Source organism: Nostoc sp. (assembly GCF_041747015.1).
Taxonomy (GTDB): Bacteria; Cyanobacteriota; Cyanobacteriia; order Cyanobacteriales; family Nostocaceae; genus Nostoc.
Genome location: NZ_JBGTFY010000006.1, coordinates 21381 through 38509, shown reverse-complemented (window position 1 = coordinate 38509; position 17129 = coordinate 21381). Strand labels below are relative to the sequence as shown.

Genomic DNA, 17129 nt, shown 5'->3' with positions numbered 1-17129 from the left:
CGTTGATTTGTACAAGTGGGGCAGGACACGTACCTCACTCTAAAACGCTGTAGGGAGTTAACTCCTGAAAGAAGTTCTACTCGTTCTTCGGAGCGACTGAGAAGCCTACACTTACTCGCTAGAGAAGTGTAGGAGTGTCACAGATAGCCAGCCAAATGTGAGTTGCAGACTAGAGTTTGCTTCTAAAATACAAGAATGCTATCAACTCCCACTCAACTACTACGACTGTCTCAAGGACAGCTAAACTTACTAGAAGCTTGTCCTCGTAAATTCCAACACACCTACTTAGAACAACTCAATTCGCCCTCAAATCCAGAACAAGAAGAACGGCAAACTTTGGGTAGCCGCTTTCACTTGCTAATGCAGCAGCAAGAAATGGGTTTGCCAATTGATAGTTTTCTGCAAGCTGATGCTAAATTGCAAAGCTGGATGGCAGGTTTTGCTGATGCAGCCCCAGAAATTTTAGCGCCTGCATCTAATCACCAAATTTTCCGTGAAAGTGAACATTACCGCACTCTGCAAGTTCAAGACTATTTGCTCACAGTTGTCTATGATTTATTGATTGCAGATAATCAACAAGCGCAAATTCTCGACTGGAAAACTTATCCAAAACCACCCAATCAACGCAAGTTAAAATCCAACTGGCAAACACGGCTTTATTTATATGTATTGGCTGAAACTAGCGACTATTTGCCAGAAAACATTTCAATGACTTACTGGTTTGTTCAATCTGAGGGCAAACCGCAAAATATTAAATTTAATTACAATACTGCTCAACACATACAAATAGCAAAGGAACTTAATCAACTATTAAGCCAGTTAACTCATTGGTTAGAACGCTACCAAAATAACCAGCAGTTTCCTCAAGTGGTGGAGGGTAGCAAAACTTGTGATTATTGTCAGTTTGCCAAGCGGTGCGAGCGCACACCAGCTACAGAAGAAGCAGCGAAAGACTCATTGCCAAATTTTGACAGCATTCAAGAAATTTCATTCAACCCATAAAGTAGAGAATATTTGTAAAATCCAATAGAGGTATAAATAAATTTTAAAACTTTCAAAATTTATGGCAAATTTTGATGAAACTGAAGCAATTTATGTCCGCGAATTAGGAATTGATCACATTGCTCCCGTTTACCACTTGGGAGAAGGGTTATTTACTGAATTTACCTTAATGGAAAAAGTCTAACCCAACCAAGTTTAATCGCAATATCGAGAGCGATTGCAGCTATTATAAACCACAACACACTTTCAAAAGCTAACACCATAAAAGGCCAAATTGTGCTGTGAGAATTCCACCCAAATTCTATCTGAGTTAATCCGCGCACCAAGCCAAAAGCCAGCACACCGCCAACTTTGAGTTGGGGATTTTTATCTGAGCGGATGATATAGCGGTAGGTGACACCAAATAGGAAACCAGTAAAAGTTGCAACTGCAACACTCACCAACAAGTGCCAGTTAACATTACTTTGCAGATTTACGAGTGTCTGAAAATACTTTGCCAGTACTAAAGTATTCAAAAGACTGACAAGCACAAAAGCGAAAGACACAGATAAACTCCCAATTATTCCACCTTTCAGGGATTCTATACGTTCTGCCATTAGTTGAGGATCTAAAGTTGCGTTCACTGCTTTAATAAACTTACTCAAACAATTGTAATTAAATGCTGCTATTATATTATGGGAATTTTGATGATAAACTCGGTTCCCACACCTGGTTGAGAATTCACTTCTAAAACACCTTTGTGTTTCTCTACAACTATTTGATATGCGATCGACAAGCCAAGTCCAGTGCCTTTACCAACGGTTTTTGTGGTAAACAACGGTTCAAACAAGCGTTTTTTAAGCCGTTCAGGAATACCAACCCCATTGTCAGCAATCCGAATTATAACCAATTGTTCAGAATCTATTTCTGTTGCAATTTGAATCTGAGGAATTAGATTGCTCATTTTGCCTTGCATAATAGCTTCGTCAAGGGCATCAACTGCGTTTGCCAGAATGTTCATAAATACTTGATTCATCTCCCCGACATAGCAGTTTACCTGTGGTAATGTTCCATAACTCTTAATAACTTCAATGCTGGGATGATCGCCATTAGCCTTGAGGCGGTGTTGTAAAATCATTAGTGTACTATCCAATCCTAGATGCAAATCCGCAAGTATTTTTGCATCACTATCCGAGCGAGAGAAACTGCGGAGTGAATTAGAAAGGTTCTGAATTCGTTCACTTCCTAACTGGAGTGAACTCAAGATTTTTGGCATATCTTCGAGAACAAAGCTCAGATCCAAGTCTTTAATAGCAGTGGTAATTTTGGCTGTTGGGTTTGGATACTCTTGTTTATACAGTAGGAGAAGTTTGGTTATTCCTGTAGTGTATTCCTTTAAAGGCAAGATATTGTTAGAAATAAAGCTAATAGGATTGTTCATTTCGTGGGCAATACCAGCGATTAACTCTCCCAGTGTTGATAGTTTCTCTTGCTGCACCAGTTTGACTTGGGCTTGTTGCAAAGCCTTGGTGCGATCGCTAACTTGTTGTTCCAAAAATCCAGTCAATTGTTTGAGTTGTAAATGCACGCGCACTCTCGCAATGACTTCCTCTTGTGCAAACGGTTTCGGGATATAATCTACTGCACCAAGGGAAAATCCCTTCGTTTTGCTGTCCATATCTGCTAAAGCAGTAGTGAAAATAATCGGAATGTTTTGAGTAACAGGATTGACTTTCAGGCGACGACAAGTTTCAAATCCGTCAATACCTGGCATTTGTACATCTAGCAAAATCAACTCTGGTTGATTGCGTTCGGACTGAGCGATCGCGCTTTCTCCATCGACTGCAACACGGAAACGAAAACCCTCACTATTGAGCGCTTCAGACAGGACAGATAAATTTGTTGGATTATCATCCACAATCAAAATAAATCCGGTATTTGGGTTCTTGTTCATGATGGATTTAAAAATAAAAGAATTCAGGAGTCAGAATGGGCTAAACCTTAGCTATCCGCTAACAGAATGGAATTAGCATAGCTAGCTAGTTAGTAAGTTACTAACTTCATCAAGCTTAAGCATTAATTCTGATGTATCACTATATCCAAGATTATTTGAAAGAATTAGATAGTAACGACACTCCTCTAAAGAACCTTGGGATATGTTCATAAATCATGCTTTATCTGCTGTTCGCTTTTTCTTAAATCCCTCACTACGGGACGCTCCGCGAACTGCTATATTTGCTGGAATAGAAATTGCTGCTCTTCTAAATTGGGATGTAACTCCATATATTTCCGATTTAGAAAATTGGCTAGTAAATTGGTATACCAATAAAACAAACCGATGCGCTTTCTGCCAAACTATCAAGTCTTCAAATGTTTTTGCAGGTTGTCTCATTTATTCTGACTCCTGAATTATGACTCCTGCATACTGACAATAAAACTTTCCAAACGTTTGAGTTGGAAATTACTAGCAAGCTGGACAAGCTGCTCGGCAAAAACGCTGAGTCGCTCATCAGATGCAGAAAGTTGTTGAGCCAGTTCCAAAACTTTTTGAATATCGCCGTCTTGTGCGAGTTCGAGTAACTGTTGTAAAACCTCGTTGGCAGGAGAAATCATCTCATTTGGTTGATTTAAACCACCCAGATGCTTCTTTTTAATTGCATCTACCTTACCGTCAAAAATCCATTCCAGGTGCAAAAATTGCCGTAGCATTTCCAGCAGTGTTTCAGCTTCTAAAGGCTTCGGTAGAAATACATCTGCACCGACATCAATGCTCTTGTACTGGTCGGCTGCAAACACACTGGCTGACGAAGCGATGATTGCAATTTCTTTAAATTCTTCAGATTGACGCAAACGATTGATAAATTCAAATCCATCCAATATAGGCATTACTAGATCAGTGATAATCAAGTCTGGTTTGTGTACTAGAGCCTGTTCCCATCCTTCCTCGCCCTGATTAGCTTCTATAACAGTAAACCCAACTGGCTCTAGTAAATTGACAATTACCGCTCGGTTTTCCCATCTATCATCTGCAATCAAAATGGTGCGCTTTTGTCCTTGATAACCAATAATGGTTCCTTGCTCAACCACTCTAGAAATCTTTGCCCAGTCTTTAGATTCTGACAACTTTGCCTCAAACCAGAAAGTGCTACCTTTGCCAAATTCACTTTGCACCTGAATTTGACCACCCATCAACAAAATAATTCTTTGGCTGATTGCTAATCCCAAGCCTGTACCTTCAGATTGTCGTTTCTGATTTCCTACTTGCTCAAAGGGCTGAAAGATTTTCTCGGCTTCTTCAGGGATTATACCCGCGCCAGTATCTATTACTTCAAAGCGAATTTTGTAGTTAGTCTGTCCATCGGCATTTAATTCTTGACCAATGACCTGAACTTTGAAGGTGACACTGCCTTGATAAGTAAATTTAATGGCATTACTAAGCAAGTTAATCAGAACTTGCCGCAAGCGTTTTTCATCAGCATGAATGCCCGTTGGCAAATTAGGATCGAGTTGGATGTGAAATGCAATCACCTTTTGTTCTGCGCGGATGCGGCAAATTTCAGTCACGCTATCTATAAAGGCAGGAAAGTAGAAATCAACAGGATGCAATTCCAGTTTCCGAGCTTCAATCTTGGAGAGATCCAAAATATCATTAATTAGGGTTAAAAGATGGGAACCCCATTGGTAGATGATGCTGACTCCTTTGCGTCCTTTCTCACTCAAAGATTCTGTGCGTTGAAGAATTTGGGTAAAGCCCAGAATGCTGTTGAGGGGTGTGCGTAGTTCGTGACTCATATTTGCGAGAAATTCACTCTTGGCTTGGCTGGAGTTTTGAGCGATTTCTTCTGCAAGGCGTAGTTCTTGCTCGATACGCTTGCGCTCGACAATTTCAGTTGAAAGCGCCCGATTGATAACTTCTAACTGGGCAGGGCTAGGTAGTGTCAGAGCTTGAGGCATGAGATAAAATAACGCAAATGCCGTGTATATTGAAATAATGGCAGTTAGAGCTTTTAAAGCACCTGCAATCCAATAGTCTGGATGCCAAAGTGTCCAAATTTCCATCAAGTGTCCAGTACCGCAGACAATGACAAAAGCACCAAATAATAGAAAGACTCCATTAAATGGAACGTCTTTGCGCTTGGAAATAAAGTAAATTAGTAGGAAGGGAATAGAATAATAGGCAAGAGCGATCGTCGCATCAGAAATAATGTGGAGCCAAACTAATCCACTTTGCCAGAGATAGCAATGTCCGTGGGGAATAAAACCGTTAGAGTTGAAAAATGTCGGCATGATATTAGGGGTTGCTGGATTTGAAAATATATCCATAACCCTAGTATTCCCAAACCATCAAGTGAAAACCGCGATCGCTACTTCTTTACATTTGTCTTCATCTATGACATAAAGTACTAGCATACCAAGAAAAGATGTGTGTCCTTTGCCGCAGCTACGCCGATCGTAGACATTGCAGGCAAAACTTCTAATATCATTGATAAAAAAATCTCAGCCTACCCAATCCCTGTATGATAAATATTAGAAACCTTTTGTAATTATTTGAAAAGTGGGACTATGGAGATTTTGACACTAGGCTGGGTATCACTATTAGTTGTGTTCACTTGGTCAATTGCAATGGTAGTCTGGGGACGTAACGGACTGTAGAGGTATGGTAGAAAGTCCATTCTTGAGTATTTTGGCTTTAATTGCTGTAGTGCTGCTCGTAGTAGTCACTGGTGGTATTGGTTATTTGACTTTAGCAGATTGGCGCGATCGCCGTCGCCGAGATGAAGAGAAACGTAGCACCCGCAGCACCACTCCCAAGCGGCGATAATTCGCTTGTGGTTGAAAAATGTTTTTGTAGGGACATGATACTATCATGTCCCTACACTATTTTATTTGGCATTCTCAGAAAATAACTGTTAGCTTTCTACTGTTTAAGGGAATTATGAAATATAAGACTTTCAATATTTAAAATCCCCTTGGGAATGGAAAACTCCTCTACTATTCAACCTATACAACCAAATTCAGAGCAGCCAGAATCTCATTCAGATATGAGATTCTGTATGCCTCAGAATGAGCAGCAAAAAGTTTTGTCTGGAGTTATTGCCCGCCTTCGCAAGTCTCTAGACATAGACACCATCTTTAAAACTACAGTCACTGAAGTCCGCCAACTTCTGAAAACTGATCGGGTAACTGTGTATTGTTTTTATCCCGAATTAGCATGGGAAGGAGAATTTATTTATGAAGATGTGGGAGCAGAATGGGGTTCAGTACTAGGAGCCAAACCGCCCGACCAATGCTTTGCTGCGGATTTTGTAGAGTTATATCAGCAAGGTCAAATTAAAGCAATGGCTGATATATATCAACCTAGTGTTAGTGATTGTCACGTCCAGATGCTAGAAAGATTTCAGGTACGTGCCAATATAGCTGCCCCCTTGATGAAAGGTAAAGATTTATGGGGATTGCTGTGTATTCATCAGTGTAGTAATCCTCGCCAATGGGAAGCATCAGAAATTGAGTTTGTGCAATTAATTGCCGAGCATCTGGGAGTTGCCTTGCAGCAAGCAGATTACCTGGAACAAGTGAAATTACAATCAGCCCAACTAGCACAAATAAAAGCTAGTGAAAAAACAGCAGAATGGCAGAAAACCATAGCTACAACCATTGAAAAAGTTCGTCAGTCGCTGGACTTGGAAAGCATTTTCTGCACAAGCACCGGAGAACTTAGACAAGTGCTGAATGCTGACCGCGTGGCTATCTATCGCTTCAATGCAGATTGGAGTGGTGAATTTGTGTTTGAATCAGTGGCAGAAGGTTGGTCTTACCTAATGCAAGAGCAATTGCTGCGACCAGAATTGGATGGAAACATCAGCGAATGTAGCATCAAAAATTTAGCTGCACCCCCAGTAGTTGATACTTACTTACAAGATACAGAGGGTGGTCGCTTCACAAAGTGTGAATTATACCGTGTTTGTAATGATATTTACAGTGCAGGTTTTAGCGACTGCTATATTAACGTATTAGAGAACTATCAAGCAAAAGCTTATGTGATTTTGGCTATTTACCACGGTCAAAAGCTTTGGGGCTTACTAGCAGTATACCAGAACAGTAAAACCCGTGATTGGCAACAAGATGAAATCTACTTGCTTACCCAAGTTGGCGTTCAACTGGGTGTAGCATTGCAACAAGCGGAATTTTTACGACAGACACAAATTCAAGCCGCAGAGATTAGCAAAGCCGCAGAACGACAAAGTGCATTGGCGAACACTGTAGAAAAAATTCGTCAGTCTTTGGATATTGACATTATCTTTAATACCACTACTCAAGAAGTTCTACAGCTATTAGAAGTGGAACGAGTCGCAATTTATCGCTTCTCTCCTGATGGAAGTGGCGAATTTGTCGCTGATTCCATTATTGATGGCTGGATGCCAATGCTTAAGTCGCAGCCGATAACGGAACGCATTCTTATGCAAGAAAAGCAAGCAAGCAAGAAGAAGTATGCACGTAATGAAGTTTTTGTACCAATTTCTCAAGGCGAAAAGCTGTGGGGATTGTTAGTAGCTTATCAAACCTCCCAGCCTCGTTATTGGCAAGATGAGGAAATCAACTTGTTAGCACAAGTTGGCGTTCAGTTGGGAGTAGCATTACAGCAAGCTGAGTCGTTGAAACAGGTGCAGGTGCAGTCCCAAAAACTGGCTAAAGCCGCCGAACGAGAACGGAAAGCAGCCCAAAGGGAGAAGGCGTTAGCAGCAACGGTGGAGAAAATTCGTCAGTCTCTTGATATCGACACCATCTTTGCCACCAGTACAGAAGAAGTGCGGTGGCTATTGGAAGTTGACAGAGTAACAATCTATCAATTCCGGGCTGATTGGAGTGGCGAATTTGTTGCTGAGTCTTTAGCCCAAGGTTTGACACCAGTAAGAAAAATTGTACCTGCGATGTCTACGACGGGCGTACCCTACGCAGGTAATTACTTGCAAGAAACCCAAGGCGGAGATTTTACTAATGGTAAAGCTCTTGTGATTAAGGATACTTACAGCCCTGATTATGCTATTCCTTATATTGCCCTGATCGAGCTAATGGAGGCTATGGCATATATGATTGTGCCGATTTTTCAGGGTGACAGACTTTGGGGATTACTAGCAGCTTATCAAAATATTAAACCCCGTGATTGGCAAGAGGATGAGGTAGATTTGCTGATGCAGATTGGTACTCAGTTAGGAGTAGGACTTCAGCAAGCAGAATTACTCGAACAAACTCAACGTCAAAAAGAAGAGATTACCCTGACTCTTAAAGAATTACAGAACACTCAGAGCCAGTTGATTCAAAGTGAGAAAATGGCAGGTTTAGGGCAGTTAGTTGCTGGTGTAGCACATGAAATTAACAACCCGATTAGCTTCATTTACGGCAACATGACTTATGTTACTGAACATACCGAAAATTTATTTAAATTACTGCGCCTTTATCAGAAACAGTATCCCAAGGTAACAGGGGAAATTGAAAAGCAAGCAGCAGCACTAGATTTAGATTACATTAGTGACGACTTGCCAAAAATTCTTACTTCAATGAAAATGGGGGCAGATCGGATCTCTCAATTAGTTTTGTCGTTACGAAGTTTTTCTCGCCTTGATGAAGTAGGAATGAAGCCCGTTGACCTTCATGAAGGCATTGAAAGTAGTTTGCTAATTTTACAACATCGACTGCAACCAGAAACTAATTCTTTTACTATTGAGGTAATTAAAGAATATGGTAAATTACCCCTAGTAGTCTGCTATGCAGCCCAGATAAATCAGGTGTTTATGAATATTCTCAACAATGCTATTGATGCACTTGAAAATCTAGATAACGCTGGAAAAATAATTGACAACCCTAAAATTTGGATTCATACAGAAGCTAAAGAAGGGAATACTATTCTGATTTGTATTGCTGACAATGGTTGTGGGATTCCAGAGATGATGCGATCGCGCATTTTTGAACCTTTCTTTACTACTAAGCAACCAGGGCAAGGTATTGGTTTGGGGCTATCTATTAGCTATCAAATTATTGTAGAAAAACACGGCGGTAATATCAAGTGTGTTTCTGAACCTGGTAACGGCTCTGAGTTCTGGATAGAAATTCCGATGAAACCCTTGGTTAGCTAATAAAAAAATCAGGCGATGCCTTCTCTACGAGACGCTACGCGAACGGCGGGCTTCTCTACGAGAGGCTACGCCAACGCCTACGCTTTTTAACGAATAGCAGAGGATGTAGAAGAAGATAAGAAGTTATTACAGATTATTTTCACCTATATTCAAATGTTTGAGAATTAACGAGCAAACATCTGTCGCCTGAATTAAGTTTTGATCAACTAAGTGAGTTTGATGGGTGATAAATAGAGGACTTTCAGCGGGAGAAGTGGTAATGTGACCGTGAGAACCACGGACTAGGGAAGCATCCAGAGGAATCACGTCCATTAAATAGCGAAAACCCAGTTGTTTCTTTAGTAACTTGAGAGCAATTTTTCCCTGAGGAAATTTCATCTGCGGATCAAGGAAAAGTTCTACAGGATCGTAACCAGGTTTGCGGTGGATATCTACAGTTCTAGCGAAATCAGGCGCTTTCGCATCATCGAGCCAATAATAATAGGTAAACCAAGCATCAGGTTTAGCGATCGCAACTAACTCCCCCGATCTAGGATGATTTAGGTGGTAGGTTTGTTTACCGTCTTCATCCAATACCTGTGCTACGCCTTCAGTTGCTTCTAGAAGCGATCGCACTTTGGAGATGTATGCTGGATCATTCACATACACATGAGCAATTTGGTGATCAGCAATAGCAAAGGCAATGCTAGCACCAAAATCGAGCAGTTCTCGCCCCAATTCCTCTCGCACAGCAATTAAACCATTTGTTCGTAGTACGCGGTTCAAATCCACAGCTTTAGAGACTGGGGTAATGCCATACTCAGAAAGAATAATTATTTGAGTATTACGTGCTTGATAATATCCGATTAAATCGCCACAAACAGCATCAATTTCTTGCAAATCGGCTTGGATTTGTGTTTTATTGTTACCAAATCGTTGCAGACAGTAATCTAAATGTGGTAGATAAACTAATGATAGTGTAGGGCTGTAACGTTCCTCAATCCATTTTGCCGAATTGGCAATCCATTGGCTAGAACTAATTGAAGTTTTTGGCCCCCAAAAATCGAACAGAGGGAAGTTACCTAAATCCGATTGAATTTGCGATCGGACATCACTAGGATGGGTATAAATATCAGGTAATTTTCTGCCATCTGCGGGATACATTGGGCGCGGCGTAATGGCATAATCTACTGAAGAATACATATTGTACCACCAAAAAAGGTTGGCACAAGTGAAGTTTGGATCAACAGATTTAGCTATTTCCCAAACTTTAGGAGCCTGTACTAATTTGTTAGATTGTCGCCAAAACTTTACTTCACATTCATCTCGAAAGTACCAACCATTACCGACAATTCCATGTTCATCAGGCAATTTTCCGGTTAAATAAGTAGCCTGAACCGAACAAGTCACAGCAGGTAATACTGTTGTGATTGGAACCACTTGTCCAATAGTCGCCCAAGCAGATAAAAACGGCGTATTTTCTCCTAGTAAACTCGGCGTTAATCCTACAACATTTAGAACAACCGTTTTTTTCATAAACTTAATTCCCTTTTAATTTGCGGCGAGTTCTTTTAATACCCACTCATATTCTCGTTGAATAGAAGTTAGTAAATCTATTTTCATTTCTGATGGCAATACATCCCAAGTGTAAGTCTCAATTTCTAAATGGGAGCAAGCATTATTTGTCTGAAGTAGATGCAAAACAGCAGCAATATCATCTTGCGTAGACTGCAAAATTTGATAATCACGAATAAAAATTGGAACATGGAAATGAGTGCGCCATTCTTCAGCTAAAGATTGCTCTAAATGCGGTAAGGCATTTATTAAGTCAGAATAGTGATGAAGTGTACCGTCACTGCGACGTTCTATTACTTGGTGAAGATAAGTAGATTCAGCAAAGGGGCGTAAGCGTTCAACTATCAAACTACGCTTTTCAATCTCAGCAGGTATATTTACTTTAATTGCGGCGCTGATTTGAATTTTGCCAATTTTAATACCTGCTGATTGCAACCGCGCAAATATAGACTTTGGCTCCTCATATTCAACTGAAAAATGACAAGTATCATAGCAAATACGAAGGTGTTCTAGCAGCTTAGTTTCTGCTAAACTTTGTTCAATATTTAATTTTTCTGATAAGTAACTACCGCCGATTGGCAATAACCAATTGTTAAAAAAATCAATTACTTCTGAGGTATTCTCAATTAATCCATCAGGCTCAGGTTCTAAATCAATATGAAGTAACTTTCCTGTTTGTTCGTAAACGCGAATCATTTCTACAACAACTGATACTAGGTTGAAACAACTCTTTTTCAGAACTGTTTCACAAGTTGCTTGGTCTTTTCCCCACCAAGGCTTATATGATAATGGCAATGTCGAAATTCCGCCATCTAGTCCTTCTGGTAACAGATATGCTAAAATTTGTGTCAAGTTTAATGTATAATTTACCCGTTCCTCTGTAGACCAATCTGGTGAATAAACTTGGTCTTTTACTACTTGTCGATGAAATCCGCCATAAGGAAATCCATTTAAAGTAAAAACATATAAATCTTGTTGAGTTAGCCACCCTTGGAATTGAGCCAAGTTATGACTTTCTAAAAGCTCTTTTGCAGCTGCATCCGCTAACCTCAAACCAATACCAAATGGTGCTGTCGGCGATAAACGTGACTTAAGTTCAGGAATATACTTCTCTAAATTAGCGAAAACCTCTAGCCAACTTTCCCCCGGATGAATATTGCTGCAATAAGTTAAGTGAAATCCTTCTCTCTGCGACTCTGCGTCTCTGCGTGATACCTTCATAATTCTATTTAGTTAATCTTAAGTAACAGCAAATATTTGTGCTAACTTCATCGAAATTGGTAGCAAAATTAGAACTAATAAACCGTAATACAAACCAGCAAAACCAGATGCAACCGTTGCATCTAAAACAATTAGAGACAACACACCGACTTTCACGGCAGTTCGGATATTTTCGGCTATTGGTTCACGCGCAGCTTTGATAAAATTAGGCAAGACTCGGATAGCTAATAAAACCGCAAATGGTAGGGCTGCGATCGCTGTATAATCTCCTAATAATCCTAAAGCCAAAACTGCCGTTAAAACTATTGCAATCAGCACTATTGCTAATACTCCCGTAATCTTCTTACCTCCATGAACTTCACCCTGACTAATTGCGGTGATTGCCGCAATGTAAAGCACAGGAATTAGCGCTAAATACCAACGTTCTGCGATTATTGCGGGTACAGCACTTACACCTAATAATAAGTTACTGCCACGACACAAACCCATATTTAAAGGGCCAAAAAAAGGATGATGTTTAGCGAATGAGTCATATAGCAGCGATGCCAGAATGATAAATATTGCGATCGCAGCACTCAACGAAGATACTTGAAAAGGTGCTATAATACCAATTGCAAACAGTATACTCCCCAATAAAATAGCATTTTGACGGGACACACGACCACTAGGAATTGCTCTATTTGGTCGTTCTTTTGCATCTAATTCAGCATCGAAAACATCATTAAAAACGATACCGCCGCCATATAAACCAGTTGTGGCTAATAACAACCAAGCTAATGGAATTAGTATGTTAAAACTTGCTTCACCATTGATTAATTTAGCAAAAATAATTCCAGAGCCAGAAGCAGCAAAGCCAACCAGAATATCCGCCCAAGCAGTAACAATATTAGCCGGACGCATCAATTCCAAATAACCCCGCCAGCCTTGAAAATTTAAGCTTGCAACATTCACTTATTTGTCTCCTTAACTAAATTCATGAAATCTTCTCTTCCTACTCTTTCTCTGCGACTCTGCGCCTCTGCGTGAAAAAATCTTTCCTATTCAATCAGCATTGAAACCGAATTAATTCCTGGTTCCTGTCCCCGCAGTACAGAATTACCATCGAACATCTGACGCTGATCAACAGAGTCGGGATTGAGCCAGTCTGATGCTTTCATCTGCCCAGTTTGACTATAAGCAGCTAGGGCATTTTCATAACAAACCGCCCGCACATTTTCTTCAGGAATGCCTCTTTCTAACATCAACTGAGCCGTTTTCGGCACTGCTAAAGGATCGCTAATACCCCAATCAGCGCTACTATCTACAATGATGCGACGAACACTGTCGTGTCCCGCTTTGCTAACGCGTCCATATTTACGGACAACTTCCACCATCCTGGCGTTACCCATCTTAGTCTGTGGATAAATCGTGAAAGCCGCCCAAAAGCCCCGTTCTAATACTTCCTCAACGGTTTCCTCGTTATTGTGGTCAATGATTACTTGTGAAGGGTCTAAGCCATATTCGACGCAGCGATCCATACTTCGACTAGCACCAGCCTTCTTGTTACGATGAGGCGTATGAATTAGTACCAACATATCTAATTCTTTGGCTAATCTTAATTGTTGACAAAAGTATTTATCCTCTGCTTCTGTCATGTCGTCGTAGCCAATTTCGCCGATAGCAACAACTCCCTCTTTACAGGCGTAAAGTGGTATCAGTTCTATAACTTCTGCTGCTAGTGCCTCGTTGTTAGCTTCTTTGGGATTTAAGCCAATTGTGCAGTAATGTTGGATGCCAAACTGACTAGCACGAAACCGTTCCCAGCCTACAAGAGTGCTGAAGTAGTCTTTAAATGTGCCAGCATTGGTTCGGGGTTGTCCTAACCAAAAGGCTGGTTCAATGACAGCGACAATGCCATATTCCCGCATTACTAAATAATCGTAGGTAGTACGGGAACACATATGAATGTGAGGATCGATAAACATCATGGTGTAGTTTAATGATTGGGCATTGGGCATTGGGCATTGGGCATTGGGCATTGGTTATTTTTATTGTCTCCCTCATCCCAGTTTCTTTTATTTGTAAACTGATAAGCGTTAGCGTAGCTCGCCGCAGGCATCGCAGCTAAAACTGCTCCAAGTCAGATTACCTTGTTGAATAGATAAGTGTAAATCTGGATAACGAGAAAGTAATGCTTGCGCTTCTGGTAAAGGAGACTTAGCGCAAGCTAACGCTGCTGCTTCTTGCTCGGCTATATCCCCATTGTCCAGCACTTTTTCTAAATCTGCGATGATTGCGGTATTGGCAAACTCTCCCACAGCTCGCCAAAGTTCTGGCGTTACTGAGCGTTTAGCTGCCCAACGTTCGTGTGCGTAGTTTACCAACATCTTCGCCAACTCTGGATTAGCCCGACGATCCAGACCCCAAATTTGATGCAATGGACTGCCGACAAACACAGTCTTCAGCACCATCTGATTCCAGGCAGCATTATCTAAATAATCTGCCGGATAAGGGTTCCGTAGTGCTATGGCTTGGAATACATTACTCATATTGCTGCGAATTCCCTCAGCAGCACGGTGGCGATGTAACTCTGGATGTGATAACAGTGGCAAACTTTGATAAAGTACAACTAACTCCCCCATGTCGGCAGTAGAGAAGACTTGATCAAGCGATCGCACATACCCCTCAGCATCATTAGAGGGCAAAGCTAGAAGCAAGAGTGTACGACTCGCTTGATCTACACTCCAGTTACCAGGATACCAACCGGGAAGCACATCCTGCGCTGCTTCCAAGTCCTGCGGTGTTAGCTGCATATCTTCTTTACCCAGATAACGCGGCACAGCACTAAAAGCTGTGAAAAAGACTCGTTCAGCAGCGCCGCTAGCAATCTGTGCCTGCTTCTGTTCCAGCCAAGCGAAAGCTTTCTCGGAAACAGAATGTAATAGCCAGTGATGCAGTAATTTGTTTACTTTACTCATGATGAATTCAGGAGAAGTTGCCCAACTTTTTTATGGCAACTAAGTATAAAATTTACCACAAAACTTAACACTTTATGATTAAACTAGCTAGATAATAAATTTGTTGCGATCGCCAGGCGATATAAAATTACTCTGGTAACTTGCGACGCGAAGATTCTGAACTACCCTCATGTGCAAACTGTCTGGTAGTCTCTGGTGAACTGACTCTCTAACGCATAGAAAGGGAGACACAAAGAAAAATGTCTCCCCACTCTCCTACTCCCTATCGCCTCTCATACTTTGCACTACGACAACTAAGATGCCGATAAATCCCAGGATTGGGAGTGCGATCGCCCAAAGTGGTAAATTTTGAGATTCGCTCTCTACTAAATCACCATTGACATCTCGCAGGTTTCGTGAGTTTTGTGTAGACACGCCTGCCACAGTAACTTCAAATTTGAACTCAAAGGGTTTGAATTTTGCCCCAGAAGTTGGTTTACCATTCAGTTGCAACTCATAAATACCTGGCTTGGGAAAGACAATATCTGCACCTGGAATGCCTTGATAGCGTTCAGCTGCCACAGCTTCTAACTGTGGTTCTAACAGTGGTGGCTCTCCATCTGCATAAGGTTGGGCATAAACAGACAACCGACAATTACACTGTGCCAGGGGAATCACTTTTCCACCTCTGCGGGTAAGTGCAAACCAGGTTTGGGCGGGTTCCCCAGCACGGGGGTTATCATTTGGTTCAATGTGGAGAGTACCGCCGACATCTCCGACTATCTCAACTTTATGAGCAAAAGCCGGGTAAAGATTAGTTATTGATATAACTAAGCAACTCAGGAATAATAAATACTTTATTGTTCCTTGATGCCAGGAAATGCCTTCGAGCGAGTAAAACCTCTGTTTTTGATTCCCTGGGATGGAGCCAGTGAACAAGGATGATTTACCGCAATTTGGTTGGGGGGACATAAAACTTTTCTAAGGCTAACTTTGACCAAAAAAAGCGCGAACGTACTAGCAAGACACCGAGAGTAATAATTCCCATCAGTACTGCCGCTAATTTATTTCCCCAAGTTGATTGCAATGAACCCAGGTAATGGGAACCAATCAACACAGCATGAATGGCACTCAAGAGCAAGGCTGGCACACCCAATAGATGAATCTGTCGCCAACGCTTGCCCAAAGATTTCTGCAACGATTCCCAACTTGTAAAAGCAGCGGGGGACATTAATATCAATGCTACAGCACCCGCAGCCATACCCCACTGAAATTCTGGCGGCAGGAAAGCAAAGGCGGCAAAATTCCATTGCAATGAGTGTTCGATCATGTGGACGGTATGAACCACAGAAAGTACAAAAGATCCCACTCCCAAGCCCCGGCGGTAACGCAGTGGTGAAGCCCACAAGCCACTAATGGGACGCGCAATTAACGCCAAGATTAAGCAGATTAACGCGGCGTGTCCAGTGTAATCTACCATTGTGTCACCAGTCCGCAGCAAGGTAATGATGCCAATGGTGAGTGTCACCCAACCGCCTAATCGAAACAACTGACTACGTTTGTCTTTACTTACCAACGACGTGGAGACGCCTACGCCTAGCATCGTGGGCAGGGTTCCTAAGCCAAAAGCCAGCATAGTTGCTGTACCCATCCATAAATTGCCAGTTTCAGCGGCTTTAATTTGGGCAGCATACAGGAAACCGCAGGGCATGAAACCCCAAGTCATCCCTAAAAGCATTGGCGTCCACCATTTGGCTTTTAAAGAAAGCTTAACCATTCCAGTGCTGAGGCGATCGTGTAAACTAGCTTGCAAGAGGGGATGTAACACGGGAATGCGCGGCAGCAAATCGGGTTTTACTTGTCCTAAGCCAAACCAAATCAGCATTACGCCAGTTACAATTGCCATCCAACGGCGGAAGTCGCTGCCAATACCAGCTAGCTGTCCACCTTGCAGCAATACCGAACCTAACGCCCCAATGCCAGCACCAACTAGAGCATAGCTCAACATCCGCCCCAGGTTTAGTAGGAGATGAAATTTTAATTGCTGTTGCCAAGTGTCGGACTTTTCTAAGGGTGATGTCTGTTTTGGCTGATGAGACAGAGAAAACGCCACCGTTAGGGGGCCACACATTCCAAAGCAATGCCCAAAACTCCCCAGGAACCCCAGGATTGTGATCAGCAATAAATCTACCATAAAAAAGTCCTGAGTTCTGAGTCATGAGTCTTGAGTGTCAGAATAAAGATTTTGAAGAAGTAAGAAAAAATTCTTTTCTCTTTTTCTTTGCTCAGTACTCAGCACTCCTCT

General features: G+C 41.6%; 14 protein-coding genes and 2 pseudogenes. 5 read left to right on the top strand and 11 right to left on the bottom strand.

The window, feature by feature from the left end:
• Nucleotides 1-195: 195 nt before the first annotated feature.
• Nucleotides 196-1002 (top strand): PD-(D/E)XK nuclease family protein, encoded by an 807-nt coding sequence (locus ACEW80_RS00665; RefSeq protein ID WP_373524742.1) that lies wholly within the window; start codon nucleotides 196-198, stop codon nucleotides 1000-1002.
• A gap of 61 nt (nucleotides 1003-1063) precedes the next feature.
• Nucleotides 1064-1159 (top strand): annotated as a pseudogene (locus ACEW80_RS00660) (GNAT family N-acetyltransferase); the annotation flags it as partial.
• Nucleotides 1160-1163: 4 nt separating this feature from the next.
• Here the strand turns inward: ACEW80_RS00660 and ACEW80_RS00655 are convergent.
• From ACEW80_RS00655 to ACEW80_RS00640, 4 genes and pseudogenes are all read right to left on the bottom strand, one after another.
• Nucleotides 1164-1598: a hypothetical protein gene (locus ACEW80_RS00655; protein ID WP_373524745.1), complete on the bottom strand. Its 435-nt coding sequence runs from the start codon at nucleotides 1596-1598 to the stop codon at nucleotides 1164-1166.
• 71 nt (nucleotides 1599-1669) lie between these two features.
• A complete protein-coding gene (locus ACEW80_RS00650; protein WP_373524741.1) occupies nucleotides 1670-2935 on the bottom strand; it encodes a sensor histidine kinase in 1266 nt (421 codons plus the stop codon).
• A gap of 81 nt (nucleotides 2936-3016) precedes the next feature.
• A pseudogene (locus ACEW80_RS00645) lies at nucleotides 3017-3373 on the bottom strand (four helix bundle protein).
• A 17-nt stretch (nucleotides 3374-3390) separates the two neighbouring features.
• Nucleotides 3391-5304: an ATP-binding protein gene (locus tag ACEW80_RS00640; protein ID WP_373524740.1), complete on the bottom strand. Its 1914-nt coding sequence runs from the start codon at nucleotides 5302-5304 to the stop codon at nucleotides 3391-3393.
• Between the two features lie 240 nt (nucleotides 5305-5544).
• On the opposite strand from ACEW80_RS00640, the gene petN reads away from it, so the two are divergent.
• The 3 genes from petN (at nucleotide 5545) to ACEW80_RS00625 (ending at nucleotide 9113) form a co-directional block, all read left to right on the top strand.
• Nucleotides 5545-5634 carry a cytochrome b6-f complex subunit PetN gene (gene petN, locus ACEW80_RS00635; RefSeq protein WP_012408302.1) on the top strand — a complete coding sequence of 30 codons (90 nt, stop codon included), beginning with the start codon at nucleotides 5545-5547 and terminating at the stop codon, nucleotides 5632-5634.
• A gap of 4 nt (nucleotides 5635-5638) precedes the next feature.
• Nucleotides 5639-5803: a hypothetical protein gene (locus ACEW80_RS00630; protein WP_373524739.1), complete on the top strand. Its 165-nt coding sequence runs from the start codon at nucleotides 5639-5641 to the stop codon at nucleotides 5801-5803.
• 154 nt (nucleotides 5804-5957) lie between these two features.
• Entirely contained in the window at nucleotides 5958-9113 is a 3156-nt protein-coding gene (locus ACEW80_RS00625; protein ID WP_373524738.1) for a GAF domain-containing protein, read from the top strand.
• A gap of 126 nt (nucleotides 9114-9239) precedes the next feature.
• Here the strand turns inward: ACEW80_RS00625 and ACEW80_RS00620 are convergent, their stop codons facing one another.
• The 7 genes from ACEW80_RS00620 to ACEW80_RS00590 form a co-directional block, all read right to left on the bottom strand.
• Nucleotides 9240-10628, bottom strand: coding sequence for an alkaline phosphatase family protein (locus ACEW80_RS00620; RefSeq protein WP_373524737.1), 1389 nt, complete (start codon nucleotides 10626-10628; stop codon nucleotides 9240-9242).
• Between the two features lie 15 nt (nucleotides 10629-10643).
• Nucleotides 10644-11888, bottom strand: coding sequence for a metabolite traffic protein EboE (gene eboE, locus ACEW80_RS00615; RefSeq protein WP_373524736.1), 1245 nt, complete (start codon nucleotides 11886-11888; stop codon nucleotides 10644-10646).
• A gap of 18 nt (nucleotides 11889-11906) precedes the next feature.
• A complete protein-coding gene (gene eboC / locus ACEW80_RS00610; protein WP_373524735.1) occupies nucleotides 11907-12839 on the bottom strand; it encodes a UbiA-like protein EboC in 933 nt (310 codons plus the stop codon).
• 86 nt (nucleotides 12840-12925) lie between these two features.
• The gene (locus ACEW80_RS00605; protein ID WP_373524734.1) at nucleotides 12926-13906 is read right to left on the bottom strand and encodes a TatD family hydrolase; all 981 of its coding nucleotides are present in this window, start codon (nucleotides 13904-13906) and stop codon (nucleotides 12926-12928) included.
• Between the two features lie 57 nt (nucleotides 13907-13963).
• Nucleotides 13964-14845, bottom strand: coding sequence for an EboA family metabolite traffic protein (locus ACEW80_RS00600; protein ID WP_373524733.1), 882 nt, complete (start codon nucleotides 14843-14845; stop codon nucleotides 13964-13966).
• A gap of 255 nt (nucleotides 14846-15100) precedes the next feature.
• Complete coding sequence (locus tag ACEW80_RS00595) at nucleotides 15101-15796, bottom strand: hypothetical protein (protein WP_373524732.1); 696 nt, start codon at nucleotides 15794-15796, stop codon at nucleotides 15101-15103.
• The gene (locus ACEW80_RS00590) at nucleotides 15771-17018 is read right to left on the bottom strand and encodes a sulfite exporter TauE/SafE family protein (RefSeq protein WP_373524731.1); all 1248 of its coding nucleotides are present in this window, start codon (nucleotides 17016-17018) and stop codon (nucleotides 15771-15773) included. The genes ACEW80_RS00595 and ACEW80_RS00590 overlap by 26 nt, the downstream gene beginning before the upstream one ends.
• Nucleotides 17019-17129: the final 111 nt, after the last annotated feature.

Coding starts and splice junctions, on each gene's coding strand:
- ACEW80_RS00665 (WP_373524742.1), top strand. CDS start 196: ATGCTATCAACTCCCACTCAACTACTACGACTGTCTCAAGGACAGCTA.
- ACEW80_RS00655 (WP_373524745.1), bottom strand. CDS start 1,598: ATGGCAGAACGTATAGAATCCCTGAAAGGTGGAATAATTGGGAGTTTA.
- ACEW80_RS00650 (WP_373524741.1), bottom strand. CDS start 2,935: ATGAACAAGAACCCAAATACCGGATTTATTTTGATTGTGGATGATAAT.
- ACEW80_RS00640 (WP_373524740.1), bottom strand. CDS start 5,304: ATGGATATATTTTCAAATCCAGCAACCCCTAATATCATGCCGACATTT.
- petN (WP_012408302.1), top strand. CDS start 5,545: ATGGAGATTTTGACACTAGGCTGGGTATCACTATTAGTTGTGTTCACT.
- ACEW80_RS00630 (WP_373524739.1), top strand. CDS start 5,639: ATGGTAGAAAGTCCATTCTTGAGTATTTTGGCTTTAATTGCTGTAGTG.
- ACEW80_RS00625 (WP_373524738.1), top strand. CDS start 5,958: ATGGAAAACTCCTCTACTATTCAACCTATACAACCAAATTCAGAGCAG.
- ACEW80_RS00620 (WP_373524737.1), bottom strand. CDS start 10,628: ATGAAAAAAACGGTTGTTCTAAATGTTGTAGGATTAACGCCGAGTTTA.
- eboE (WP_373524736.1), bottom strand. CDS start 11,888: ATGAAGGTATCACGCAGAGACGCAGAGTCGCAGAGAGAAGGATTTCAC.
- ACEW80_RS00605 (WP_373524734.1), bottom strand. CDS start 13,906: ATGCCCAATGCCCAATGCCCAATGCCCAATGCCCAATCATTAAACTAC.
- ACEW80_RS00600 (WP_373524733.1), bottom strand. CDS start 14,845: ATGAGTAAAGTAAACAAATTACTGCATCACTGGCTATTACATTCTGTT.
- ACEW80_RS00595 (WP_373524732.1), bottom strand. CDS start 15,796: ATGTCCCCCCAACCAAATTGCGGTAAATCATCCTTGTTCACTGGCTCC.
- ACEW80_RS00590 (WP_373524731.1), bottom strand. CDS start 17,018: ATGGTAGATTTATTGCTGATCACAATCCTGGGGTTCCTGGGGAGTTTT.